Origin of the sequence: Micromonospora sp. WMMD723 (assembly GCF_049863385.1) — a bacterium.
Lineage (GTDB): Bacteria > Actinomycetota > Actinomycetes > Mycobacteriales > Micromonosporaceae > Micromonospora > Micromonospora wenchangensis.
Map to the genome: position 1 here is coordinate 3,355,883 of NZ_JBMKNR010000001.1, position 23,650 is coordinate 3,379,532.

At 69.2% G+C, this 23,650-nt stretch carries 19 protein-coding genes and 3 pseudogenes; 13 read left to right on the forward strand and 9 right to left on the reverse strand.

Features of this window, described 5'->3' with window-relative positions:
- Positions 1 to 38 precede the first annotated feature (38 nt).
- Together ACN261_RS15185 and ACN261_RS15190 are read right to left on the reverse strand one after the other, a co-directional pair.
- Positions 39 to 301: pseudogene (locus ACN261_RS15185) on the reverse strand (integrase core domain-containing protein); the annotation flags it as partial.
- A 20-nt stretch (positions 302 to 321) separates the two neighbouring features.
- A pseudogene (locus ACN261_RS15190) lies at positions 322 to 465 on the reverse strand (IS3-like element ISMyma3 family transposase); the annotation flags it as partial.
- Here ACN261_RS15190 and ACN261_RS15195 point away from each other — a divergent pair.
- Positions 456 to 893, forward strand: a complete 438-nt coding sequence (locus ACN261_RS15195; RefSeq protein ID WP_425850716.1) for a hypothetical protein — start codon at positions 456 to 458, stop codon at positions 891 to 893. The pseudogene ACN261_RS15190 and the gene ACN261_RS15195 sit on opposite strands and share 10 nt — an antisense overlap.
- Positions 894 to 1,190: 297 nt before the next feature.
- On the opposite strand, the gene ACN261_RS15200 is transcribed toward ACN261_RS15195, so the two are convergent.
- The 3 genes from ACN261_RS15200 to ACN261_RS15210 are packed head-to-tail and all read right to left on the reverse strand — an operon-like array spanning position 1,191 to position 2,848.
- Positions 1,191 to 1,568: a hypothetical protein gene (locus ACN261_RS15200; RefSeq protein WP_425850718.1), complete on the reverse strand. Its 378-nt coding sequence runs from the start codon at positions 1,566 to 1,568 to the stop codon at positions 1,191 to 1,193.
- 45 nt (positions 1,569 to 1,613) lie between these two features.
- Positions 1,614 to 2,540 carry an IS3 family transposase gene (locus ACN261_RS15205; protein WP_421482997.1) on the reverse strand — a complete coding sequence of 309 codons (927 nt, stop codon included), beginning with the start codon at positions 2,538 to 2,540 and terminating at the stop codon, positions 1,614 to 1,616.
- On the reverse strand, positions 2,537 to 2,848 hold the full coding sequence (locus ACN261_RS15210) for a transposase (RefSeq protein ID WP_204924187.1): 312 nt from the start codon (positions 2,846 to 2,848) through the stop codon (positions 2,537 to 2,539). The genes ACN261_RS15205 and ACN261_RS15210 overlap by 4 nt, the downstream gene beginning before the upstream one ends.
- 105 nt (positions 2,849 to 2,953) lie before the next feature.
- Here ACN261_RS15210 and ACN261_RS15215 point away from each other — a divergent pair, with 105 nt between their 5' ends.
- From ACN261_RS15215 to ACN261_RS15230, 4 genes and pseudogenes are all read left to right on the forward strand, one after another.
- A complete protein-coding gene (locus tag ACN261_RS15215) occupies positions 2,954 to 3,757 on the forward strand; it encodes a hypothetical protein (protein ID WP_425850720.1) in 804 nt (267 codons plus the stop codon).
- A gap of 111 nt (positions 3,758 to 3,868) precedes the next feature.
- Positions 3,869 to 4,141: pseudogene (locus tag ACN261_RS15220) on the forward strand (hypothetical protein); the annotation flags it as partial.
- Positions 4,142 to 4,342: 201 nt separating this feature from the next.
- Positions 4,343 to 4,924: a TetR/AcrR family transcriptional regulator gene (locus ACN261_RS15225; protein ID WP_421487013.1), complete on the forward strand. Its 582-nt coding sequence runs from the start codon at positions 4,343 to 4,345 to the stop codon at positions 4,922 to 4,924.
- On the forward strand, positions 4,921 to 5,718 hold the full coding sequence (locus tag ACN261_RS15230; RefSeq protein ID WP_421485941.1) for an NAD(P)H-dependent oxidoreductase: 798 nt from the start codon (positions 4,921 to 4,923) through the stop codon (positions 5,716 to 5,718). The genes ACN261_RS15225 and ACN261_RS15230 overlap by 4 nt, the downstream gene beginning before the upstream one ends.
- A gap of 74 nt (positions 5,719 to 5,792) precedes the next feature.
- Here the strand turns inward: ACN261_RS15230 and ACN261_RS15235 are convergent, their stop codons facing one another.
- On the reverse strand, positions 5,793 to 7,046 hold the full coding sequence (locus ACN261_RS15235) for an NYN domain-containing protein (RefSeq protein WP_425850723.1): 1,254 nt from the start codon (positions 7,044 to 7,046) through the stop codon (positions 5,793 to 5,795).
- 285 nt (positions 7,047 to 7,331) lie between these two features.
- On the opposite strand from ACN261_RS15235, the gene ACN261_RS15240 reads away from it, so the two are divergent.
- Genes ACN261_RS15240 through ACN261_RS15250 form a run of 3 tightly spaced genes read left to right on the forward strand, consistent with a single transcriptional unit; the run spans position 7,332 to position 9,560 of the window.
- Positions 7,332 to 7,985, forward strand: coding sequence for a hypothetical protein (locus ACN261_RS15240; protein ID WP_425850724.1), 654 nt, complete (start codon positions 7,332 to 7,334; stop codon positions 7,983 to 7,985).
- Positions 7,982 to 9,244 (forward strand): DUF6357 family protein, encoded by a 1,263-nt coding sequence (locus ACN261_RS15245; RefSeq protein WP_421485946.1) that lies wholly within the window; start codon positions 7,982 to 7,984, stop codon positions 9,242 to 9,244. Before ACN261_RS15240 ends, ACN261_RS15245 begins: the two co-directional genes overlap by 4 nt.
- Positions 9,245 to 9,266: 22 nt before the next feature.
- The gene (locus ACN261_RS15250; RefSeq protein ID WP_421485947.1) at positions 9,267 to 9,560 is read left to right on the forward strand and encodes a DUF4326 domain-containing protein; all 294 of its coding nucleotides are present in this window, start codon (positions 9,267 to 9,269) and stop codon (positions 9,558 to 9,560) included.
- Here the strand turns inward: ACN261_RS15250 and ACN261_RS15255 are convergent.
- Positions 9,550 to 10,440 (reverse strand): hypothetical protein, encoded by an 891-nt coding sequence (locus tag ACN261_RS15255; protein WP_421485949.1) that lies wholly within the window; start codon positions 10,438 to 10,440, stop codon positions 9,550 to 9,552. The two genes, ACN261_RS15250 and ACN261_RS15255, sit on opposite strands and share 11 nt — an antisense overlap.
- Before the next feature lie 240 nt (positions 10,441 to 10,680).
- On the opposite strand from ACN261_RS15255, the gene ACN261_RS15260 reads away from it, so the two are divergent.
- The 5 genes from ACN261_RS15260 to ACN261_RS15280 all read left to right on the forward strand — a co-directional run bounded on the left by ACN261_RS15260 (position 10,681) and on the right by ACN261_RS15280 (position 21,362).
- Complete coding sequence (locus ACN261_RS15260) at positions 10,681 to 12,291, forward strand: glycoside hydrolase family 44 protein (protein ID WP_425850728.1); 1,611 nt, start codon at positions 10,681 to 10,683, stop codon at positions 12,289 to 12,291.
- A 374-nt stretch (positions 12,292 to 12,665) separates the two neighbouring features.
- Positions 12,666 to 15,359 carry an RICIN domain-containing protein gene (locus ACN261_RS15265; protein ID WP_425850730.1) on the forward strand — a complete coding sequence of 898 codons (2,694 nt, stop codon included), beginning with the start codon at positions 12,666 to 12,668 and terminating at the stop codon, positions 15,357 to 15,359.
- A gap of 431 nt (positions 15,360 to 15,790) precedes the next feature.
- Positions 15,791 to 17,173 (forward strand): lectin, encoded by a 1,383-nt coding sequence (locus tag ACN261_RS15270; protein ID WP_421485953.1) that lies wholly within the window; start codon positions 15,791 to 15,793, stop codon positions 17,171 to 17,173.
- A 176-nt stretch (positions 17,174 to 17,349) separates the two neighbouring features.
- A complete protein-coding gene (locus tag ACN261_RS15275; RefSeq protein WP_421485954.1) occupies positions 17,350 to 18,585 on the forward strand; it encodes an RCC1 domain-containing protein in 1,236 nt (411 codons plus the stop codon).
- A 326-nt stretch (positions 18,586 to 18,911) separates the two neighbouring features.
- A complete protein-coding gene (locus tag ACN261_RS15280; RefSeq protein WP_425850734.1) occupies positions 18,912 to 21,362 on the forward strand; it encodes a ricin-type beta-trefoil lectin domain protein in 2,451 nt (816 codons plus the stop codon).
- 84 nt (positions 21,363 to 21,446) lie between these two features.
- On the opposite strand, the gene ACN261_RS15285 is transcribed toward ACN261_RS15280, so the two are convergent.
- Together ACN261_RS15285 and ACN261_RS15290 are read right to left on the reverse strand one after the other, a co-directional pair.
- Positions 21,447 to 22,478 carry a glycoside hydrolase family 11 protein gene (locus tag ACN261_RS15285; protein WP_421485957.1) on the reverse strand — a complete coding sequence of 344 codons (1,032 nt, stop codon included), beginning with the start codon at positions 22,476 to 22,478 and terminating at the stop codon, positions 21,447 to 21,449.
- A 479-nt stretch (positions 22,479 to 22,957) separates the two neighbouring features.
- Positions 22,958 to 23,641, reverse strand: a complete 684-nt coding sequence (locus ACN261_RS15290) for a DUF5825 family protein (protein ID WP_421485959.1) — start codon at positions 23,639 to 23,641, stop codon at positions 22,958 to 22,960.
- Between the last annotated feature and the right edge of the window lie 9 nt (positions 23,642 to 23,650).

The window sequence follows — 23,650 nt, forward strand, 5'->3', positions numbered from 1 at the left end:
ATCGGGCAGGATGCCTGCGCAGTCCGCATCAACAGTCTCTACCGACTCGGTGATCCTGGGCGCGGCATCACTGGGACGTGTCCGAGTTCGCTGTATAGGCGGCGGTTGTTGTACCAGTCGATGTACTCGACGGTGGCATCTCTAGGTCGTCGAGCCCGCGCCAGGGACCTCGGTTGCGAACGAGTTCGGCCTTGTACAGGGAGTTGAACGCTTCGGCCATCGCGTTGTCGTACGAGTCGCCCGTGGAGCCGACCGATGCGACGGCGCCGGCCTCGGCGAGTCTCTGGGGGTAGCGAATCGCTCGGCCTGCTTCACCCACGCACGCAACGCCTCAGGGTGGACCCCGAGCTGACCGGCGATCCGACGGATCGCTCCCACCGCACTGGCCGGCTCCCGGCGGGCCTCGACCGCCAACCGGGTCGCACGCTCACGCAGCTCATCGTTGTACTTCCTCGGTGCGGGCATCGCTGGTGTTCCTCCCAGGTTTCGATGTCTCCATCAAACCCGGTGCGGAACAGCCCCGGAACACGCCAGCAGTCTGCGACAGCGATAATGAAACTGTCCATAGTGCACAACCGAAGCCCCGGAGAACTCGTATGGTTTGGTACCCGATCTACAACCTTGAGCTAGCTGGCTGGCGTCGGCAGAGCGTCTGGGGCTGGGACCCTGCGTTTGAAAGCTACTACGCGCAGCTCACCAGCGACGCAGCAACCTTTGACGCGAACGAGGTGGGGCCCGAGATTTGGATTAGCATGCCCACCTATCCGCGTATCGACCATCCCTCCCGGCTTGCCGAGGTCATCGCCGATGCGACGGGTGTGGGGGTCGATGTTGCACGGACCGCGATGCGTGAGTCGCTGGACGAGCAGGACGAGCTTCGACATCGGATCTGAGCGCCAATCTACGAGCCTGGTAACGGCTGTTCAGCAAGATTCTCTTCTTCGCAGGTGTGGTGATGCTGGCGGCATCACCACACCTGGGGTTGGTAGCAGGGCGCCGGCAAAGTCGTGACGGTGTCTGACTTGTGGGGTTTGGAGTAGAAGCGCCCCTCTTGGGGGTAAGACGGGCACGACCGACTCGAAAGATCATCAAGGTTCCTACACCTGTTTGGCGGCGATGGCTGTGTAGGTGTTGTCGTCCCAGCGGTATTCCTCATCCACGTGACGAATCTACATCTGTAAACACCCTGGTTACTGCAAGGCGGGATTTTCATCATCCGGCACGACCGGTTCAGGGGCAGGCCACGACCTCCGCCAGTGCCCGTCAAGGTCATCCGGGACATCGCAGGGGCATTCACCGTCAAACCAGACAACGATGCTGTCGTAGGGTGCCTCCGTCAGCAGGTGCTCGGACACGACTTCCCCCGGCTGGATGATGCCGCGTCCGGCTGGCGTCTGCACACCGCCGGAATACTCGACCGCAATCTTGTACCGGTACACGCGGTGCCCGTTGTTCTTGAACGCTCCGAACAGCTCCCGCCGACCGAGCCTCGCATGCGGTCGGGACTCCACCCGCAGCAGCTCAACATCCTTGATCGCTCCATTCAGGTGGTCGCGGCGGGCTTCCATCCGGGATATGTCCCGTGAGGTTCCCCCGGTTTGCCGGAGGGTTAGTTACCTGGCGCCGGTGGGCTCAGGCTGAACGATAGCCGTCTGGTCGTGTCGGGCCTGGTGGGTGTGCCAGGCGGTTTCGTACTCGTCTGGGGATCGCCAGCCGAGGTCTTTCTGGATGCGGCGGGTGTTGTACCAGCCGTCGATGTAGGTGAAGATCGCGTTCTCGGCCTCGTCGCGGGTGCGCCACGAGTTGCGGTAGACCAGTTCGATCTTCAACGTCGACCAGAAGTTCTCCATCAGGGCGTTGTCGTAGCTGTCGCCGACCGACCCCATGGAGGGCAGGATGCCGTTGTCGGCCAGGCGTTGGGCGAAGCGGAACGACGTGTAGTTCGACCCGCGGTCTGAGTGGTGGATCAGTTGGCCGTCGCGGACGTCGCGGGACCAGATGCCGTATTCGAGGGCGCCGAGGATCAGGTCGGTGTCGCAGCGGTCAGAGCAGCGCCAGCCCACGATGCGGTTGGAGAACACGTCCCGCACTGCGGCCAGCCAGAACACGCCCTCACCGCAGGGGATGCGGGTGGCGTCGGCGACCCACAACCGGTTCGGCGCCGCAGCCGTGAACTGCCGGTTCACCAGATCGGGAGCCGGTGTCGCCTTCGGGTTCGACCGGGTCGACGGGATGCGCCACTTCTTGCGCAGGAACGCCCCTTGCAGGCCGGCGGTCCGCATCAACCGCTCCACCCGCTTGCGACCCACCTGGCGGCCCTGCCGGCGCAGCATGGCGTGCACCCTTGGACTGCCGTAGGTGCCACCCGATACGTCGTGGATCTCCGCGATCTCCACCGCCAGTTCCGCATCCTCCCGCCGCCGAACACACGGGTTGGCGGCCTGGGCGAGCCAGCCGTAGTAGGTCGACGGGGCGACGTTGAGGACCCGGAGGACGGGCTCGACCCCGAAGCGATCGCGTAGCTCGTTGACGAGCGTCACGACCGTCGCCGGGTCGGGTCGAGTTCCGAGGCGAAAAAAGCCGACGCGGCTTTCAGGATCTCGTTGGCCCGCTTCAGCTCGGCATTCTCCCGCCGTAGCCGGCGCAGCTCCTCAACCTCCGAGGTCGTCGGCCGGTCGTCACGCTGACCGCGGTCGGCCTCGTCCTGGCGGATCCAGTTGCGCAACGCTTCGTGATGCACACCAAGCTGGCGTGCCAGCTGCCGGATCACGGGCTTCGGGTCCGACTCCCGATACAAGCGCACCGCACGTTCACGCAGCTCATCGGGGTACTTCTTCGGTGCTGCCACGGATGACTCCCTTCAGCTCCATCAGAGCATGATCGAAAGCCTCCGAGCTGCCGGGGGAACCTCAATCATCGTCGCGCGGCCATCGCAGTGTTGCTGTCAGCCGCGATGATCGAGATCCGGGCGCTGGCATCGAACCCGGACCGGTCGAGACACCCAGATGGGCACCTTGCCGAGATCCGGCTTATCGCCGACGTCTGCCACAACCTGCCCTGGGCCGACCAGCCCCAGCCAGTCGGCGAGTACGACGCGCTTGTCTACACCTGGCAGACCGCGAACGACTTCCAACGCTCCTGGCTCCGCAAGCACTTCGCCCGAGCCGACATCGACACCACGTTCCTGGAGCAGGCACCGCGCCTCCCACGTCCGGCCACCGCACCCGACACCCGGCCCACGTGGAAGCAGTGGCAACTCCCCCGGGACCTCACGTTCTTCGCGGTCGACTCCAGCACCCTCGCCGACCTCGTGCGCCGGGCCCGGGCGATCGACTACTACGACCCCACACACGGGCCAGCACGCACCGACTTCATCGAATGGTTCCTCGCTCATATCCACCCGGATGGCCGGCACATCCTCCGCCCCAGCCGCCACGACGAAACCCTGTTCCAGCCGAATGGCCCGAACGACCTACGTCAGTACCGGGCCCTGGTGACCATGAGCGACGGGACACTCATCGTCCACCACCCGCGCCTACACGCCACTGACGTCGCAGCGCTGCCCACCAACCTTCACCTACTGCGTCGCCTACAGCTTGCCGCCGTTCCGCCTCGCCGACAAGAGATCGACGCCGGCTTCTGGGCACGCCAACACCGCGCCACACACCCCACCTGCCGCGACTGCGCCGTACTCAACACATCAAACGATGTTGACGCGATGAATCAGCCTCCGAGCGAGCCGCCGGTAACCTCTTGAGGACCTCGTTCGGGCTCTCCTGTCCCATCGTGCTCAGCTCCGAAGGACGGTTACAGGTAAGAGGGTTCCTCGGTCACCCGATGCCGCCTGCCTGCACAAGATTCTCAGCGGATTGGGCAGGGGCCGAATCCGCTGTCGGTCGATGGCCGCCGTCTCGGCCTGGGCTTGCCCCGCCGGATCATCACCCTGCCGGAGCTGTCGGCGCTCCTGATGCATCCGTCCTGCGGCTACGCCGCCCGGGACACCGTGTGGCGGCTGCTGGTGCAGCACGCCTGTACCGGAGACCCGTCGTGGTGTGCCGGTGCGGTGGGCGTCGCGTTGCCGGGCCTGCGGTTTAAGGCGTACCTGCTGGCGAAGCTGTTCACCGGTGATGTGCAGGCTGCTGCCATGAGCAGCGGAAACAACCACACCGACCGGGCATGGATGTGTACCGCGCGGCCGGCTGCCGCCGTCGTGTTCACCGGAGCGAAGATCCATCTCCGATCCGAAGTTACCTATGGTAACTTACTAGAGGTAACTTATGGCGATCATGGTATGGAAGGGGTTCGGGTGAGTGAGCTGCCGGCGGCCGGCCCGCGCCGCAGGATGTCCAAGCAGCAGCGGCACACCCAACTACTGCAGGTCGCCCGCGAGCTCATCCGCGACGCAGGCACCGGCGAGTTCACCCTCGCCCGGCTCGCCGACCGCGCCGGAGTGACCAAACCCCTGGTCTACGACCACTTCGGCGACCGAGGCGGCCTCCTTGCCGAGCTGTACCGCGAGTTCGAGGCCCGCCAGCGCGAGACGCTGCGTGCCGCGCTCGAGGAAGCCGAGCCCGACCTGCCGAGAGTGGCGTACCTGGTTGCGGGGGCCTACATCGACTGCTGCCTTGCCGAAGGCCGAGAGCTGGCCGACGTCGTCGCCGCGCTGACTGGCTCAGCCACCCTCAACCGGCTACGCCAGGAGGCCGAAGAGGCCTACCTCGACATGTGCCGCGAGGCACTCGTGCCCCTGGCCGGCCCCATCGACACGGCAGGATTGCAGGCCATCGTCGGCGCCGGCGACGCCCTCGCCCGCAGCACCCTCGACAACCGGATCAGCCCCGAGCGCGCCCGCGACGCGCTTGCCCGCGTCGTCACGGCGGTCGCCACCGAGAACCGACACCCCACGAGCGAGGAGACCCGATGACGATCACCCACACCCCCGAGGCAGGCAACGCCCTCTGGGTGTACGCGCATCCCCGCCGGGAATCCTTCAACGCTCACCTCCTCCGGGTGGGCACCGAGGCTCTGGCCGCTCGCTACCGGGTGCAGACGTCCGATTTGTACGCGCAGGGCTTCGACCCCGTTCTCAGCGACCGCGACCTCGGTGAGCTGGCCGCGAATCCCGGCAACATCGCCGAACTGGCCGGCGAGGCGTACGCCCGGGGCGAACTGCCCGCCGACGTGCGCGACGAGCAGGCGAAACTGGCCGCGGCCGAGCTGTTGGTCATCCAGTTCCCGTTGTGGTGGTACGGGCCGCCCGCGATCCTCAAAGGTTGGTTCGACCGAGTACTCACCAGTGGATTCGCGTACGGTGACCTCGATGGCGATGGGCTGCCGCGCCGCTACGGCGACGGCGGCCTCGCCGGACGCCGGGCGTTGATCGTGGTGACCGCCGGCGAAGACGCCGCATCGATCGGCCCGCGCGGCATCAGCGGCGACATCGATTCCCTGCTGTTCCCCGTCACCCACGGTGTGCTCTGGTACGTCGGCATCGACGTGGTCGACCTGCACGTCGTCCACGACGCCGACAGTCTGGACACCGCCGCTGTCGAACGCGAGACCACGCGACTACGAGAGCGGCTGCGCACCGTCGACACCGAGCCCACGCTGCCGTTCCGACGCCTGCGCGATGGCGACTACCACGGGACCCGGGCCCTCCGCGAGGATCTACTGCCAGGGCGTACCGATCTCGGCATTCACTCCGCCAACGGCGCCTGAGAGAAGCTCACGGGCAGCGCCGGCGTTGCCCACCACGTCAGCCTGAGCGCTGAATCGGGAGTAGCAGGTGTCGTTCAGCGGTCGTCCTGGATCCACGCGCACACCGCAGCCCGCTCCGCCTCCGACAACTCCATCCGGGCGTTGACCGTCAGCCGCAGCACGTTACCGGCGAACTCCGAGGCGAGGTTCGCCGCGTCGTGCCGGGCGTCCCGCCAGTCGACCCCGCTGTACTTCAGGCCGATGAGCACGAAGTGAATCGCGCTTCTCGTGACCGTGTGTCCCCGCCGGCCGCACGCCTCACGGATCACCTCCTCCGCCTGCGCCTGTGGTAGGGCGGGGTTGGCGCGGCCCTCGTCGGCGATCGACCGGAACAGGGCCCGATAGGCGTCCGTGCCGATCAGCGGTGCTCCGACGACTCGGCTCACTCGTTCGGCGATCTCCGGCGCGCTCGAGGGCTTGAGCAGTTCGTGCCTGGCCGGGTCGAGCAGCCAGCCGGGGTGGCGCGGCTCCAACACCAGGCTGTCGCTCTGGATCGTCGTGACGAACTGCTTGAACCCGCCCGCCCCGGCCCAGTTTGTCGTCGCCTCCCGTCCCAGGGCCTTGCGGACGTAGTGTGCTGCGGAGGCAAGGTCGACCGGTGTCGTCGACTGTGCCACCAGCTGCCGCACCGTCGCCTCGATGCGGTTTCGCACGCTGTCGCTGTCGCGGTTGGCCAGCACGGCGGTGGTCGCGCGTGGTTGCGGCACGGGGGTGCGGGCCTGCTCCACTCCGGCTTGCGAGGGGCTCAGGCCCAAGGCTTCCTCGATGAACATGATGTCCGGAATCGCGAAGTCGCACACCGACTGCAGCGCGGCGGCGGTCGGCCCGCTCACCAGCATTGCCGAAGTCCGGTCGTGCTCCCGCAGCCGCATGAACACCGGGGTGAAATCGGCATCGGTCGAGAGGACGACGAAGTCGTCGAACCGGGTTGGGTGGGTGAGGGTGTCGAGGATGTCGAGCACCATGTGAATGTCGGCACTGTTCTTGCCCATACTCGTCAGCGACGGGCAGTCCACGACCCGGAACCCGGCCCGGGTGAAGTATGAACGGAACTTGCCGGAATGGCTCGGCTCCAGGTAGCAGATCCGGCGTAGCAGCATCCGCGGGACCTCGTCGTCGTCGACCCGGAACGGGCCGAGATCCTGCTCCATCCACCGCACCCAGCGGCCCGGGTCAGTGGCGAACGCCGCAGCCGCGTCGGGGCTCGAGTTGCGCAGACCGATGTACACGTTCTCGAAGTCGACGAACAGCGCCGCACGGCGATACGAATCGAGCTGGCCTTCGGCCATGCGCCACCTCCGGGGATGTGAGCTGTTCGACCATAGACGGCCGAGGACGTGCCCGACGTCGACCCCTCGACCCCTGAACCCGGCGCACAGGGGCCGTCGGACCGTCCGGCTTCCGGTGTCCCTGTCCGGACCGACGATGGCCGTCCCCGGTTCGTCGCCGCGTCGACCCGCGTCCGGTCCCGGGCTCGTCGTCTGCGCGCGGCACGTCTGTGACCAGGGCCGCAGGCGGGTCCGCCCTGATCAACTACCCTGGCGGGACGTATCCACCGAACCGGAGGACGAACCATGGCCCGTCCCTACCAGCCCGGACCGAAACAGTTTGTCTTCACCACCGGCGACGGCGACGACCAGCAGGTCTCGGTGGGTGACCCCCAGGAGGCGTACATGGCCTTCTCCGCGTTCTTCCGGGGGCGGGAGGCCGAGACCTACACCATCAGGGACGAAGAGGCGGGGCAGAGTTTGGTGCTCATGCCCCGTCAGGGGGTGATCTCCCGGATCAGGGGAGCGGACCAGCCCCGGGCGGAACATTTCCGGGCCGGCCGGGCCAACCGCTACCTGCCGAGCGCCATGCTGTTCTTCGAGAACGGCTACGCCGGCCTCGACCGCTTCGGTCAGTGGTTCTCCGACCTCTCCGACCTCGACGCGTCGCCGGAGACCCGGGGTGCCGCCTTCGCCGCGACGATCACGACGGAAGAGGCGGCCCTCCAGGAGGTCGCCCGGATCTGGGCGGACTCCGGCTGTGTCGACCCGAGCGACCGGTACTACGTCTTCTTCCACACGCATGACGTCGACGAGGACCGGGCCGAACGGGCCACGGTGCTGAAACTGATCGAGTTTCTCGGTCTGGAACGGGTCGACGCACCGGCCGGGGCCACCGGGGGTGAGGTGTGGGTGCGCACCGATCCGCGCCTCGAGGTCGAGTGTGCGCGGTGGTCGTGAGCGACGTCGTCTTCGCGCGTGGCGGCTGGCTTCCGCGGGTGATCCGCGAGGACGGCGGGCTGAGGCTGATGCTCGCCGCCGGGGCCGACGCCAACCACGAGCCCCGGACCTTCACGTTTCCGGTCGCCGCGGCCCATCTTGCGGTGATCCGGGAGGACCTGGCCCGACACCTGCTGCTGTGGAGCGCCGTTCTGCCGCTGTGTGACGCGGCCGGAACCCGGGGCCGGCTCGACGAGAACGCCGCCGTCGCGCTCCTGGATCCGGTTCTGCTCGCCCCGCCCGGGGAGGTCGACGCGCTCTTCCGACGGATCGGGTGGGACCGGGGCCGGCTCGTCGCCCATGGGGCCGACCTCGATCTGCTCGACCGGGGTCAGCTCTGTGCGGCGCTGCGCTCGGCGACGGAGCGGGCGGACGAGAAGCGGGTTCAGGAGTACCACGCGGAGCGTCGTCGCGCCGAGCGGGGCGTCGTCCTCGGGCCGCTCGACGCGCAGGTTCTGCGGTACACGGGCCAGTATCTGCACGGGGCGACCCTGCCGAGACGGCTGCCCGACGCCGTCGACCCCGCACTGTTGCCGGAGGTCCTGCGGGTGATCGCCACCGCCGAGCAGGCGGCTGCCGGGATGCGGATCGGTCTCGACCCGCGCCGGGGGAACCGGGCGACCGACAAGCGGGACTGGGACCGGCTGGCGTCGACGGTGGAGGCGGCCCTGCGTCGCGCCTACCCGGGGCTCGCCGACGACGCGGTGCGTACGGTGAGCTTCCTGATGTGCTCGGAGGCCGCGGACCGCGCCCGGAGCACGCCTGTCGACGATGACGACGGGACTCTCGGCGACCACGCCGACGCCGGCGGGGGTACGCGCAGGACGACCCTGTCGTTCACCGACGACAAGGGCGGCGCGAAGACGTGGGTACGGGACGGTTCGCGGTCCGCCTCCGCCGAGTTCTGGCAGTTCGTCGCCGATCGCTCTGCTGCGGACAACGAGGTGTTCACCATCGAGGACGAGGAGCGCGGTGAGGGGGTCCAGTTGCACTTCTACGCGGACTCCCTCGCCCGGATCACGACGGTGCGCCAGGGTGACGGCGGGGCGGACCCGCAGTACCGGGTCGAGTACAGCCTGGTCGACGGGATCGGCGGGTACCGGACGCTGGTGAGCACCTTCATCCGTGGTGGCTGCGCCGCACTCGACCGGTACGGTCCCTGGATGGCGGATGTCGCCGAGTTCGAACGGGCGCGACGTCAGCGCGACGACGCCCGGTAGCCCGACGGGAAGGCGGGGGAGGGTGGCGCAGTCACGGGTTCGCGTGCAGGGGGACCTCTACCACCCGGTGGTGCCGGCCGGTGCCGTCTACGTCGGGCGGCAGGGGTTCGGGTTGCGGCGTTCTCCGTGGGCCAATCCGTTCAGCCTTCGTGAGCACGGCCGGGCCGAGGCGTTGCGGCTGTACCGGCAGTGGCTGACCGGGCAGCCGGAGCTGGTGCAGCGGGCGCGGCGGGATCTGGCCGGGAAGCAGTTGGCGTGTTGGTGCCGGGCGGAGGACCCCTGTCATGCCGACGTGTTGACCGAGGTCATCGGTTGACGCGTAGCCGGTACCGGGTGGCGGACCGGCGCGGCGCGTAGACGCCGCCGATGCTGAACGACTGCGGCCTCGCCGCCTGGTTGCCTACGTAGAAGGCCACGTCCCGGTCGGCGGCGCAGAGCTGGGTGAGGAACCTGTGTCGGAGCCGGTCTGCGGCCTCGGCGTCGGTGAGCTGCGTCAGGCGATGTTGCAGGGCGACGAACTCCCAGTCCCAGAGGGTCTGCCGGTGTCCTCGGCATCGGCGGTCCGCGCACCGGTAGCGGTAGGTGCCGGTGAATCGCGGTGCCTCCGGCGGGCTGCGCCTGGACGGCTCCAGCAGGTCGAGCTGGTTGAGGTAGCTGGCGATCTTTCTGCGGTCCTCCGGCGACCAGCCGTCCCGTCGTTCGACCTTCAGGCTGGCGACGTCGGCGACGCGGACCAGGGCGATCGATCGTGCGCCGTGGTCGTCACGGGCCCGTTCGTTGAGTCGGCACATGGAGTCCTCGACGAGCGGGTCGAGAAGGGTGCGACGGGACCGCCCGCCGGCGAGGTGCTGCTCGGTGGTGATGGTGTCCACGATCGGCCGCCAGCTCTCGCGGCGTGGGTCCCGACGGGCCGGCAGCGCGTCGAGGTGGACGATGTCGTACGGGCGGAACCTGCTGTCGGCGGCGAGTTCGCGGAAGTGGATCGGGTAGAGCCGGATCCACCCCGTCCAGGGCGGGGCCAGGCTGAGCGCGCCGACGCAGACCGTCTCGCCGTAGCTGGTGGAGGGGTGGGGTGCCGTCTTCACGGTGATCAGGAGGCGGAGCGTCACCGGCCGGGTGAGGACCGGCCTCGGGGGTGGCGGCACGTCGGTGCTCGGCCCCCACAGCGGAAGTTGTTCCAACGGAACCACCACCATCGCCCAATGTGTCCGGATGGACACGTGCAGCTACAGGGACAGCTTCGCATCGATATCGATGAGGTGCCACCCCGCTCGTCCGGTCAATTGAGATCGTCGCTCGTCGATTCCTGGAATCGATTGACTTGATAGGGGTGACCCGTAATGTGGAGGGGGTTCGGCCTGGTGGCCGATCGGTGACAGGAGGCTCCGATGGGTGTGCGACGACGGCGTCAGCCACGACCGGCAACGGCGATCGGGGTGGCCGGATCTCTCGTGGTGGGGCTGCTGGCGACCCAGGCCGGTGTCGGCCCGGCCGCGGCTGCCGCCGACGGGCCCACCCTGACCGTGGACGCCTCCGCCGCCCGGCACCGGATCAGCCCCGACATCTACGGCATGAACGGCGGGGACCCGGCGCTCGTCGCCGAACTCGGCACCCCGGTGGCCCGCTGGGGCGGCAACGCGAGCAGCCGTTACAACTTCCGGAACCACACCTACAACACCGGCAGCGACTGGTATTTCGAGAACATCGTGGCCGGGCCGGACAACACGGTCGAGGCGTTCGTGCGGCGCAACCGGGAGCACGGCACGAAACAGGTGGTCGCCGTGCCGTTGATCGGCTGGGTGGCGAAGGACTCGCCCTCGTCGCACCCGTTCGCCTGCGGCTTCCCCGCCACCCGCTTCCCGGAGCAGGACTCGTTCGACCAGTGGGACCCCAACTGCGGCAACGGCCGGCACGCCGACGCGAACCTGACCGGCGCGGTGCCCACGGACACCTCGATCCCGGCCGGTCCGTCCTTCGCGGGGGAGATGGTGTCGCACCTCGTGAACCAGTTCGGCCCGGCGGCCCGGGGCGGCGTGTCGATCTACGAACTCGACAACGAGCCGGTCCTGTGGAGCTCCACCCACCGCGACGTGCACCCCGAGCCGGTGAGCTACGACGAACTGGGCGGCAAGGGCACGGCGACCGCCGCGGCCATCAAGGCCGCCGACCCGCGTGCGGCGGTGCTCGGCCCGTCCGGCTGGGGCTACTGCGAGTGGGTGGCGTCCGGGCTGGACGGGTGCGCGCCCGGCGCGGACGCGGCGGCGCACGGCGGGCTCAACCTCTCCCAGTGGTACCTGAAGAACATGAAGGACTTCAGCGACGCCCACGGCGGCAGGCGCTTCCTCGACTACTTCGACCAGCACTACTACCCGCAGATCAGCGGTGGCAAGGACCCGGATTCCAACGCGCTGCGGCTGCGGTCCACCCGGTCGCTGTGGGACCCGACGTACGTCGACGAGTCGTGGATCGGCCCCGGCGGGGTGAACGCGCCGCCGTTGCAGTTCATCCGCCAGATGAAGGCGTGGGTCGCCCGGTACTACCCCGGCACGAAGGTCGCCATCACCGAATACAACTGGGGTGCGCTGGACGACATCAACGGCGCGCTCGCCCAGGCCGACGTGCTCGGCATCTTCGGGCGCGAGGGGCTGGACCTGGCCACCATCTGGGGCGAGCCGAAACCGACCGACCCCGGGGCGTACGCCTTCCGGATGTACCGCAACTACGACGGCGCCGGCGGCAGGTTCGGCGACGTGAGCGTGTCGGCGGCCAGCAGCGACCAGGGGCAGCTCGCGGTCTACGCCGCGCAACGCTCGTCCGACCGGGCGCTCACCGTCATGGTGGTCAACAAGACCGACCGGGACCTGACCTCCCGGACCGCGCTCGCCGGCCTCCGCGGCGGGGACCGGGTGCAGCGGTTCAGCTACGGCCCTGCCGACCTCACCTCGATCGTCCGGGGCGAGGACCTCCGGGTGCACCGGGGCGGCGTCAGCGCGACGTACCCGGCGAACTCGGTGACGCTGCTCGTTGTGCCGCACCGTCGGCGCTGAGGCCGCGCGGAGACCCGGACAGCACCGACGGTGGGTGCCGTCGATCACGATTACGCATAGGCGGTTGACAATTGGTGGTTGCCTCCGCCGATTCCGACGCCTACGCTTCAGGCAGCATTCCGTGACCACGGGCAGGAGCGTGTGCGCGGGCGACGGGAGTTCCCGGTGGCAGGGAATGACCCCGAGTCTCGCACGTGGACCCTGCCGCCGTCGGTCACGGCATCTTCCCCAGGAACCCGCCAACGGTCGAACCGCCGGGAGCGCGCACGCCTCCCGCCGGGTCGGTCCATGTTCGTACGGCGGGTTCACTGTCGCACCCCCGGGACGGTTGTCCAGCGGACATGGCTGTGGGCGGCATGCGAAAGGACAGGTACGTGAACCCAGCCCTCTCCCTCGTGCGAAGGTCGCTGCTGACAGGTGCGCTGCTCGTCGCGGCCGCCGTGCCGGCCGTGATCGCGCACCCGCTGTCGGCCTCGGCCGCCGTCCAGGCGACGTACTACGTCGCGCCGGACGGCAGCGACAGCAACCCGGGCACCCTCGAGTCCCCGTTGCGGACGATGCAACGCGCGCGGGACGTGGTGCGTACTGTTAACGCGAACATGACCGGCGACATCCAGGTCTACCTGCGGGGCGGCCGGTATCCGGTGAGCAGCACCATCGAGTTCGGCGCGGCCGACTCCGGCAGCAACGGCTACCGGGTCAGCTACTCCGCCTACCCCGGTGAGACCCCGGTGCTCGACGGCGGCGTGCCGGTCACCGGCTGGACCCAGCACAGCGGGAACATCTGGAAGGCGCCGCTGGACCGGGCCAACAAGCTGCGCGCGCTCTACGTCAACGACAAGCGGGCCGTCATGGCGACGAAGACGGTCGGTTCGGCGGGCTGCTACGGGACGTACAACGTCACGGCCGGGCAGGCCGCGTGGGCCTGGGAGTCGGGCTCGCAGTGCGACGGCGCGAAGTACAACCTGAACGACTTCCCGGCCGTCGCCCGCAACGCCGAGGACATCGAGATCGAGACGGCGACCACCTGGACCACCGCCATCGTCGGGGTACGCCAGGTGACCTCCGACGGCGCGAACCGGGTGGCGCTGTTCCAGCAGCCGGGTGCCGCCATCGCCCAGGGCGCGTTCAACGGCAACGCCCAGAGCGGCGGCAGCCACAAGCTGATGAACGCCTACGAGTTCCTGGACGCGCCCGGGGAGTTCTTCTTCGACAAGGGCAGCAGGACGCTCTACTACTACAAGAGCAGCGCCGAGAACATGACGACCGCGTCGGTGTTCGCGCCGAACAACGTGACCACCCTGCTGCGGGTCGCCGGCACCTCGACGGGCAACCACGCCCGCAACATCACGTTCGCCGGGCTCACCGTGCAGCACTCCGACTGGAACCTGTTCACCGTCGCCGGTTCGTCGTTCAAGCAGGCGCAGCAGGGCAACCTCGGGGCGCAGGCGTACGCGAAGCGGAACTTCCACGACTACTACTACCGCAACGTCGACGTCACCCCGGGCATGATCCAGGTGGAGAACGCCGACGGCATCCTGTTCAGCCGCAACCGCGTCCAGCACAGCGGCGCCGACGGCGTCAACATGGTCAACGACGTGCAGAACAGCCAGTTGACCGGGAACGTCACCAACGACATCGCGGGTTCCGCGATCACCGTCGGCCACCCCCAGCACGTCTACATCGGCGACGGCACGTCGACCAACCGGGAGAAGTGGCTGCCGCAGGTCGAGGGGCTGCCGAAGAACATCGAGATCAAGAACAACTACCTGTACGACAGCGCGGTGCTGTTCAACGGGCACAGCCCCATCTCGGCGTACTTCGTGGACACCCTGACGATCCAGCGCAACCGGATCGAGAAGTCGCCGTGGTCGGGCATCACGCTCGGCTGGGGCTGGTGGAACTTCGACGGGTCATCGGGCTCGATCGCGCCGAACCGGCCCACCACGACGGCCCGGAACAACACCATCAGCTACAACCACATCATCGACACGGTGCAGCGGCTCAGCGACACCGCGCCGATCTACACCCTCGGTGCCCAGCCGGGGACGACGATCACCAACAACTACCTGCAGGGTGTGCCGTCCGGGCACAAGTACGGCCTGCACCCGGACGAGGGGTCGGCGTACATCACGTTCCGGGACAACGTGCTGAGCGTGGACAAGAACATCACCTGGATGATCAACTCCGACGACTTCGGGCGCAAGCACGACCTGAGCATCACCCAGATCTACGGCCCGATCAACAAGGTGTCGAACAAGAACCTGCCGAACAGCACGGTCAACGACATCCTGGTGTCGTCCGACTACGTCTGGCCGGCTACGGCGTACGGCATCGCGGCCAACTCCGGGCTGGAGGACGCGTACCGGGACATCATCCCGGCGGCGAACCTCTCCCTGCCGAACTACGTGCTGCCCGCCAGCACCTTCGTCACCAGCGCCTCGGCGACCATCCCGATCCGCAGCACCGGCGACGCGGGAAGGACGGTCTGGCTGGCCCCGGCCGGCACGACCACCTTCACCGACGGCCCGACGATGACCCGGGCGGCGGGCACCGCCACCTCCATCGCGGTGCCGACGAACCAGGGTGAGTACCGGCTGTTCGTGGTGGACGCCCAGGGCAACCGGTCGGCCGAGTCCAGCTCGCTGGTCCGCCAGCAGGGCACCGGCAGCGGCCAGCAGGGTGGCCGGCTGGTGGGCGGGCAGTCCGGCCGCTGCGTCGACGTGCCCAACGCCAGCACCACCAACGGCACCCAGGTGCAGTTGTGGGACTGCACGGGCGGCACCGGGCAGCAGTGGACGTACACCAGCGGCAAGCAGTTGACCGCGTACGGCAACAAGTGCCTGGACGCGAACGGTGCGGGTACGACCAACGGCACCACGGTCATCATCTGGGACTGCCACGGCGGCACCAACCAGCAGTGGAACCTCAACGCCAACGGCACCCTGACCAACGCCCAGTCGGGGCTCTGCCTGGACGCGAACGGCGCGGCGACCGCCAACGGCACGAAGATCATCCTCTGGTCCTGCAACGGCGGGACCAACCAGCAGTGGAGCCTGCGCAACTGACCGGCGTCCCCGGGGCCGGGTCGGCCCGGCCCCGGGGGAACCGCTGCGTGACCTGCGGTTCGCCGCCGTCGGGCGGCCGACCCCGAGTCGCAACCGACCCGACACAGCATTGACATATTTCACTGTTCGACCTAGGGTCTTGCCGAATCGATTCGACGTCCGGTGCCACTGCTCCGGGCCTCGGCCGGTGGCGTCCGGGCGCGACATGGACCACCGATCGGTTCGACGACCAGTCGGTCCTGCCGGGCAGCGGGACCATCGGCTGGCAGCTGCGGCGACGAGCCGGCCGGCGTCGTGTGCGCATCGTGCGTCTCCTGGTGTTCCGTCCTTGGCGGGTGCGGTCAGCGGGAGCACGTCGGGCGCGACACGTCGGGATCGGCGTGGACCCCGTACCCCCGAACCAGTCCATGACGAGTGGCAGGAGCCCCCTCATGACAAGGCGCAGACCCATCCTCGGTTCCCTCGCGGCGGCGGCCCTCGTCGTGACCGTGGGCGTGACGACCCTCGCCGGCGACCCCGGCACCACCGCCGCGGCGGCCGGTGTCTCGGCAGCCGCCGCGACCGCCGGGTGCGGCAAGGCACCCACGTTGACCAGCGGCCAGCGGAGCATCCAGAGCAGCGGCCAGAACCGCAGCTTCATCCTCCGGATCCCCGACAACTACGACCGCAACCACCAGTACCGGCTGATCTTCGGCTTCCACTGGAACGGCGGCACCGCCAACGACGTCGACGGGGGCGGGTCGGACGGGGCCGCCTGGTCCTACTACGGGCTGCGCCAGCAGGCGAACAACAGCACGATCTTCGTGGCCCCGCAGGGCAACGGCAACGGCTGGGCCAACCCCGGCGGCCAGGACGTCACCTTCGTCGACGACATGGTCCGGCTGATCGAGAACGACCTGTGCGTCGACACGACGCAGCTGTTCGCGCTGGGCTTCAGCTACGGCGGCGGGATGAGCTACTCGCTGGCCTGCTCCCGGGCGAACGTCTTCCGGGCCGTCGCGGTCTACTCCGGCGGGCAGCTCAGCGGGTGCAGCGGCGGCAGCCAGCCGATCGCCTACATGGGCATCCACGGCATCGGGGACCCGGTGCTCAACGTCTCGGCCGGCCGGTCCCTGCGGGACACCTTCGTGCGCAACAACGGGTGTACGGCGCAGAGCCCGCCCGAGCCGCGCGCCGGCAGCCTGACCCACATCACCACCACCTACTCCGGCTGCCGCTCCGGCTACCCGGTCGTGTGGGCCGCGTTCGACGGCGGGCACACCCCGGGCCCGGTCGACGGTGGCGGGGACAGTGGCGTGCGGACCTGGACCAAGGGTGAGGTGTGGCGGTTCTTCACCCAGTTCGGCGGCACCACTCCGACGCCGACCCCGACGGTGACGCCGACCGGCAACCCGACCACCCCGCCCCCGACCACCCCGCCGCCGTCCGGTACGGGCGCGCTGCGCAACTCGTCCTCGGGGCGCTGCCTGGACGTCAACGGCGGCGCGCAGACCAACGGCTCGGCGGCGATCATCTGGGACTGCCACGGGCAGGCCAACCAGAGCTGGACCTCGACGGCCGCCCAGGAGCTGCGGGTCTTCGGCGGCAAGTGCCTGGACGTCAACGGCGCGGCCACCGCCAACGGCAGCTCGGTGATCATCTGGGACTGCAACGGCCAGGCCAACCAGCGGTGGCGGTTCAACGCCGACGGCACGATCACCGCCGTCGGCTCGGGCCGCTGCCTGGACGTGGTGGGCAGTGGTACGGCCAACGGCACGCGTACCCAGATCTGGGACTGCAACGGCAGCGCCGGCCAGCGGTGGAGCCGAACCTGAGCCGTTCGGACGTCAGCGGAGGCCATCGGTGGTACCACGTCGCCCCGGCGGGACCTCGCATTGATGCGATTCTATGCATAGGGTCACTGCTGTACGAGGTGGGTCGAGGTGACCCGCCGGGGCGACGCTGCCTCCGCCGTGCAGAAATCGACGTTCGTCTGGGGAGAGAACAGAACATGATCGGACAACAGGACAGTCGGCTGTGGGCCCGCTGGCGACGGGCGGCCCGCACCGCCGGCACCGCGGCAGCGGTCTCGCTCGGGGTCGCCGCGCTCGCGGTGGGCTTCTCGGCCGGTGCGGCGGTCGCGGGTACGGCCGTCGCGGAGCGGGGCGCGTCCAACGCGGCCCTCGCCGCCGCCACGGTCTCCCAGGTCGCCACCGGTGACCTGCACTCCTGCGCGATCCGCACCGACGGGACGCTCTGGTGCTGGGGGGACAACTTCGGCGGCAAGCTCGGTGACGGCACCACCACCAACCGCACCACCCCGGTGCAGGTCGGCACCGCCACCACCTGGTCGAAGGTCGACGCCGGCACCAGCAACACCTGCGCGATCCGCACCGACGGCACGCTGTGGTGCTGGGGCGGCAACTACAACGGGCAGCTCGGTGACGGCACCACCACCAGCCGGAGCACCCCGGTGCAGGTCGGCACCGCCACCACCTGGGCCAGCGTCAGCGCGGGCGCCAACCACACCTGTGGCGTCCAGACCACGGGCACCCTGTGGTGCTGGGGCCTGAACCGCAACGCGCAGCTCGGCGTCGGCACGTCCCCCTCCCGGGCGACCAGCCCGGTGCAGGTGGGCACGGAGACCACCTGGACGAGCGTCACCACCGGGTACGCGCACAGCTGCGGCGTGCGCTCCGGCGGCACCCTGTGGTGCTGGGGCGACAGCACCGACGGGCAGCTCGGCGTCGGCATCCTCGGCTACCGGGCCACCCCGGCGCAGGTCGGCACCGCGACCTCGTGGGCGGGCGTGACGGCCGGGCACGCGCACACCTGCGCGAACCGTACCGACGGGACGCTGTGGTGCTGGGGCGAGAACGGGTACGGCCAGGTCGGCGCCGGCACCGGCGTGCAGACCAGCCCGATCCAGGTCGGCACCGCGACCACCTGGACGAAGGTAGACGCCAGTGTGGACTCGTCGTGCGCGGTGCGTACCGACGGGAGTCTGTGGTGCTGGGGCAACAACGGGTTCGGGCAGTTGGGTGACGGCACCACCACCCACCGGTCCGCACCGCTGCGCGTCGGCACCCTGACCACGTGGACGCAGAACCTGTCCGTCAGCTACCACAGCTGCGGCGTGCGTACCGACGGGAGCCTGTGGTGCTGGGGCAACAACATGTCCGGGCAGTTGGGTGACGGCACCACCACCCACCGCTCGACCCCGGCGCAGTTGGTCCTGCCGGGCTGATCCGTACGCGCCACGCCGCCGACCCGCGCCGCCGCCCATCCGGCGACGGCCGGGTCGGCGGTGTGCCCGCCTCCTGCCGGCGCGGGGCTCCGCCGGAACATTCGTCTGATCATTACAAAAGTCCCCGCGCGTGGTGGTTGTCGAAAGACGGCTTGATCGGCGGTTTTGCTCCACTGGCGACGTTGACCGGCGCGCGTTACGGTGCCTAACATGTGACGTCTGATCATCGATGATCAACGATGTCAGGGCCGCGCGGGTTGACGGGCAGCGTCCCGTCCCGCGCCGGAGAGCTTCGGGGCCGGAGACCGGCTGGGGAGGCGAGTCAGATGTTCAGTTCAACAAGTCGTCGACGGGGTGTGGGTGGCGGCGGGGCACCGCGTGGACCATGGCACAGCGGATGGCGTCCCCGGCGGTGGGCCGTATCGTTGCTCGGGGCGACGGTCGCGGCGGCGGCCGTGCTCACCGGGATCGCCTCGCCCGCTCAGGCGGCGACCGCGATCACGATCAACGGCGGGTCCGGCGGCCGGGCGCTGGACGGCATCGGCGCGGTCAGCGGCGGCGGCGGCAACAGCCGGCTGCTCGTCGACTACCCCGAGCCGCAGCGCAGCGACATCCTGGACTACCTGTTCAAGCCGGGCTACGGCGCGGCGATGCAGCTGATGAAGGTGGAGGTCGGCGGTGACACCAACTCCACCTCCGGCGCCGAGCCCAGCCACGAGCACACCCGGGGCAGCATCAACTGCAACCGGGGCTACGAGTGGTGGATGATGGAGCAGGCCCGGGCCCGTAACCCCAACATCGCCCTGGTCGGCCTGGCCTGGGGTGCGCCCGGTTGGATCGGCAACGGCAACTTCTGGTCCACCGACTCGATCGACTACCTGGTGGCCTGGCTGGACTGCGCGGGCACCCACGGGTTGACCATCAACTACCTGGGCGGGTGGAACGAGAAGGGGTACAACGCCAGCTGGTACAAGAACCTGCGCTCCACCCTCAACGCCCGCGGCTACAGCAACGTCAAGATCGTCGCCTCGGACGACTTCGGCTGGGGCGCGGCCGACGAGTCGCTGCGCGACCCGGCCTTCGGCAACGCCGTGCAGGTCTTCGGCAGCCACTACGTCTGCGGCTACCGCAGCGCCCAGACCAGCTGCCCCAGCTCCAACAACGCGGTGTCCACCGGCAAGTCGCTGTGGGCCAGCGAGAACGGCTCCGACGACTACAACGCGGGCGCACAGGCGCTCGCCCGGGGCATCAACCGGGGCTACCTCGACGGCAAGATGACCGCGTACATCAACTGGCCGGTCATCGCCGCCATCACCCCGAACATCCCCTGGGCGACCACGGGCGTGGCGGTGGCCCAGCAGCCGTGGTCCGGCGCCTACTCGATCGGCAAGAACGCCTGGGTGATGGCGCAGACGACCCAGTTCACCGCACCGGGCTGGCGCTACCTCGACGCGTCGAGCGGGTACATCGGCGGCAACCGCAACAACGGCAGCTACGTCTCGCTGAAGTCCACCAACAACAGCGACTACAGCACCATCATCGAGACGATGGACGCCGGTGGCGCGCAGACCCTCGACTTCACCGTCACCGGCGGCCTGTCCACCGGCACGGTACGGGTCTGGTCGACGAACGTACGCTCCAACAACACCGCCGACCACTTCGTCCGCGGCAGCGACATCACCCCGAGCGGCGGGCGCTTCTCGCTCACCGTCCAGCCCGGCTACGTCTACAGCATCACCACCACCAACGGGCAGGGCAAGGGCACGGCGGTCAGCCCGGCGCAGGGCAACCTGAAGCTGCCGTACACCGACACCTTCGACTCGTACGCCACCGGCCGCGAGGCGCGGTACCTGATGGACCAGCAGGGCTCGTTCGAGATCGCCGGGTGCGCCGCCGGTCGCAGCGGGCAGTGCGTACGGCAGATGTCCGAGCAGGCACCGATCTACTGGACCTCCGGCCAGGCCGAGCCGTACACCCTGCTGGGCGACCTGACCTGGCGCAACTACACGGTCTCCTCCGACGTGCTGCTGGAGAAGTCCGGCTACGCGCAGCTCATCGGGCGCGGCAACACCTACAACCACCAGGGCCCGCAGAACATGAACGGGTACTACTTCCGGGTCACCGACGGCGGGGCCTGGTCGATCCGCAGCAACAACACCAGCGGCAACTGGCGCACCCTGGCCAGCGGCAACACCTCGGCGCTGGGCACCGGACGGTGGCACAACCTGTCGTTCACGCTCAACGGCAGCACCCTGACCGCCGCCATCGACGGCACCACCGTCGGCACGGCCACCGACTCCACCTGGGTCGCCGGCCAGATCGGGTACGGCACCGGCCAGGGCGTCACCGCCCAGTTCGACAACCTCTCGGTGACCGCCGTCGGCTCCCCGGGCACCCCGACCGGTGAGATCCGGGGCGCGGGCTCGAACCGGTGCCTGGACGTCAACGGGGCCAGCCAGACCGACGGCGCGGTGGTGCAGATCTGGGACTGCAACGGCGGCGCCAACCAGCGCTGGTCGCTCACCTCGACCAACCAGCTCACCGTCTACGGCAACAAGTGCCTGGACGTGGCGAGCGCCGCGTCGGGGACCCGGGCCCGGATCTGGAGCTGCACCGGCGGCACCAACCAGCAGTGGCGGCTCAACGCCGACGGCACGATCGTCGGGGTCGCCTCGGGGCTGTGCCTGGACATCAACGGCGGGGCCACCGCCAACGGGTCCGCCGTCCAGCTCTGGACCTGCAACGGCGGCAGCAACCAGCAGTGGATACGCGGCTGAGCAGCCACACCTGACGCAGCAAGCGGGCGGTCCCGGTGCCACCGGGACCGCCCGCCGTCGCGTGCGCTCAGGAACTGGTCGGGGTCAGGCCGTTCGACAGCTGACCGTGGGCCAGGTCCAGTTTCCGTTCGCCATGATGGTGATGCCGAAGTTGTTGCCGTTGCCGTTCGGCCTGGCGGTGACGGTGCCGCTCGTGCCGCTGACCGAGGCGTTCCAGCTGTTCTGGATGCTCTGGCCGCCGTTCAGCCCGAGACTGACCACCCAGTTGCTGGTGCCGCTGACCGCGACGTTCAGGTTGAACCGGTCACCCCACTGCTCGGCGGCCGAGAGCACCGCGGTGCAGTTGCCGCCGGCGGGCGGGGTGGTCGGGTTGCCGGTCGGACCGCTGGTCGGGTTGCCGCTGCCGCCCTCGCGGACGGTGATGTCGGAGCTGCCCTGGCTCTGGTAGCCCTCGGTCGCCATGATCTGGTAGCTGTGGTTGGTGCCGAGGTTCAGGCCGGCGCGGGCCCAGGCGTCGAAGTGGTTGGCGGTGGTGATGGTGCCGCTGCTGCGCTTCTGCTGCCGGACGCTCCAGTACTGGTAGAACGTCTGGTTGCCGTCGATCGACGGGGCGTTGACCCGCAGGCTGCGCAGGATGTCGTAGGTGCCGCCGTCGGTGGTCACCGTGCCCATCCGGGTGGCGCCGCTGCTCGGGTTGTAGTTGCCGAAGTTCTCCACCACGTAGTACTCGATGAGCGGGTTGCGGGTCCAGCCGTACAGGGCGAGGTAGGTGTTGTTGTTGCCCGGGTTGTAGCTGCCCGAGTAGCTGACCGTCCGCCGGGTGCCGGTGGCCCAGCCCTTGCCGCCGACCCAGTTGTTGGTGCTCCGGTCCCAGCTGCTGCTGTAGCGGCCGTCGGCGCGCAGCGTCATGCTGGCGTTGCCGCTGTCCTTCCAGAACGAGAAGAAGTAGCCGTTGTGCGTGCCGGTGAGGTTGGAGGTGAGGGTCCGGTCGTTCTCCGCGTACGCGTTGGGCGAGGCGATGAACGTGCCGGTGACGGCGAGCGCCGCGGCGCACGCGGCGCTGAGCAGCAGCCGCAGGCGACCGCTCCTTCGCGGTCGGGTTGAGGTGTCGCTCATGTACGTGTTCCTCCTCGTGACAGCTGGCGGACGCCAGCGACGCGGTACGACCCGGTGGACTGTCCGTGGCCAGGTGCGGCAGCCGGTCATTGCGTGGGTGCCACCATGTGGTGGTGGGCCGGTCGTCCAGCAGAACCGGGGGGACGGGTCGCGGTGGGTGGTGTCGACAGCATCGAGTGCCGTCGATGGCGACGGTAGGGTGTCGATGCTCCGCCTGTCAACAAGTTTCGGAAATCTTCCCGAAACATCGTCCTGAGCAGCGGTCCGACGCGGAACCGATTTCGACGGGTTGACGTCGGCTGTCACCGAGATGGGGCCGCGAAGGGCATGTGTTAATTCGGCCGCGAGGGGGCCACCTACCCTGTATACCCGAAACTTTCGGGAACCACCAGCCGGGGTCGAACGCGGGACCGCCCGCCCACCGGCCCGGGGGTGCGGGCGGGTGGACGGGCGGTCCGTGACGCGGCGGCGCCGAACGGTCAGATCACCATCGACGGCAGGGGCCAGCGGCGCAGCCGGTGCGGCAGCCACACCAGCAGCTCGCCGATCTTCGTGACCAGGCCCTCCGCGCCGAAGTCCCGGGCGATGGCGAGGTCGACCCCGGTGACGGCGGCACCGTCCAGCAACTGGTCGAGCACCGCCAGGTAGGCCGGATCGTCGATGGTCAGCAGGTTCAACCGACCGGAACGGCGGTCCCGCACCTGGACGAACCCCGGGCCCCGACGGAAGGTGCACTTGTCGAAGTAGAAACCCCTGACCCAGGCGTCGAGCTGCGCGACCGGGTCACCCTCGCCGCCCGGCGCGGGGAGCAGCTCGACCGGCGCCCGCAGGTGGCTGTACGGGAGCCACTCGTCGGCCTCGACGCCGGGCAGCCGCAGCCGCCAGTCCACGGCGATGCCGTGGCTGGTCAGCTCCCGGACCAGCACCAGCCGGCGGACCGTGTCGACGGCCGTCGCGTCGTCCCCGGTGACCGTCAGGTCCACCGCGTCGGGAAGGTCGACCCGGCGGACCCCCTCGGCACGCCAGCGGGCGACCGCGTCCGCGGCCGGCTCACGCAGCTCGGCCGGACCGATGGTCATGCCGGGAATGGACAGGACTGCCGGGTCGTGGTCCCGGGCGAGACCGACCAGGATGGGCCGCAGACCGGTGTCGGTGGTGGACACGTTCCCTCC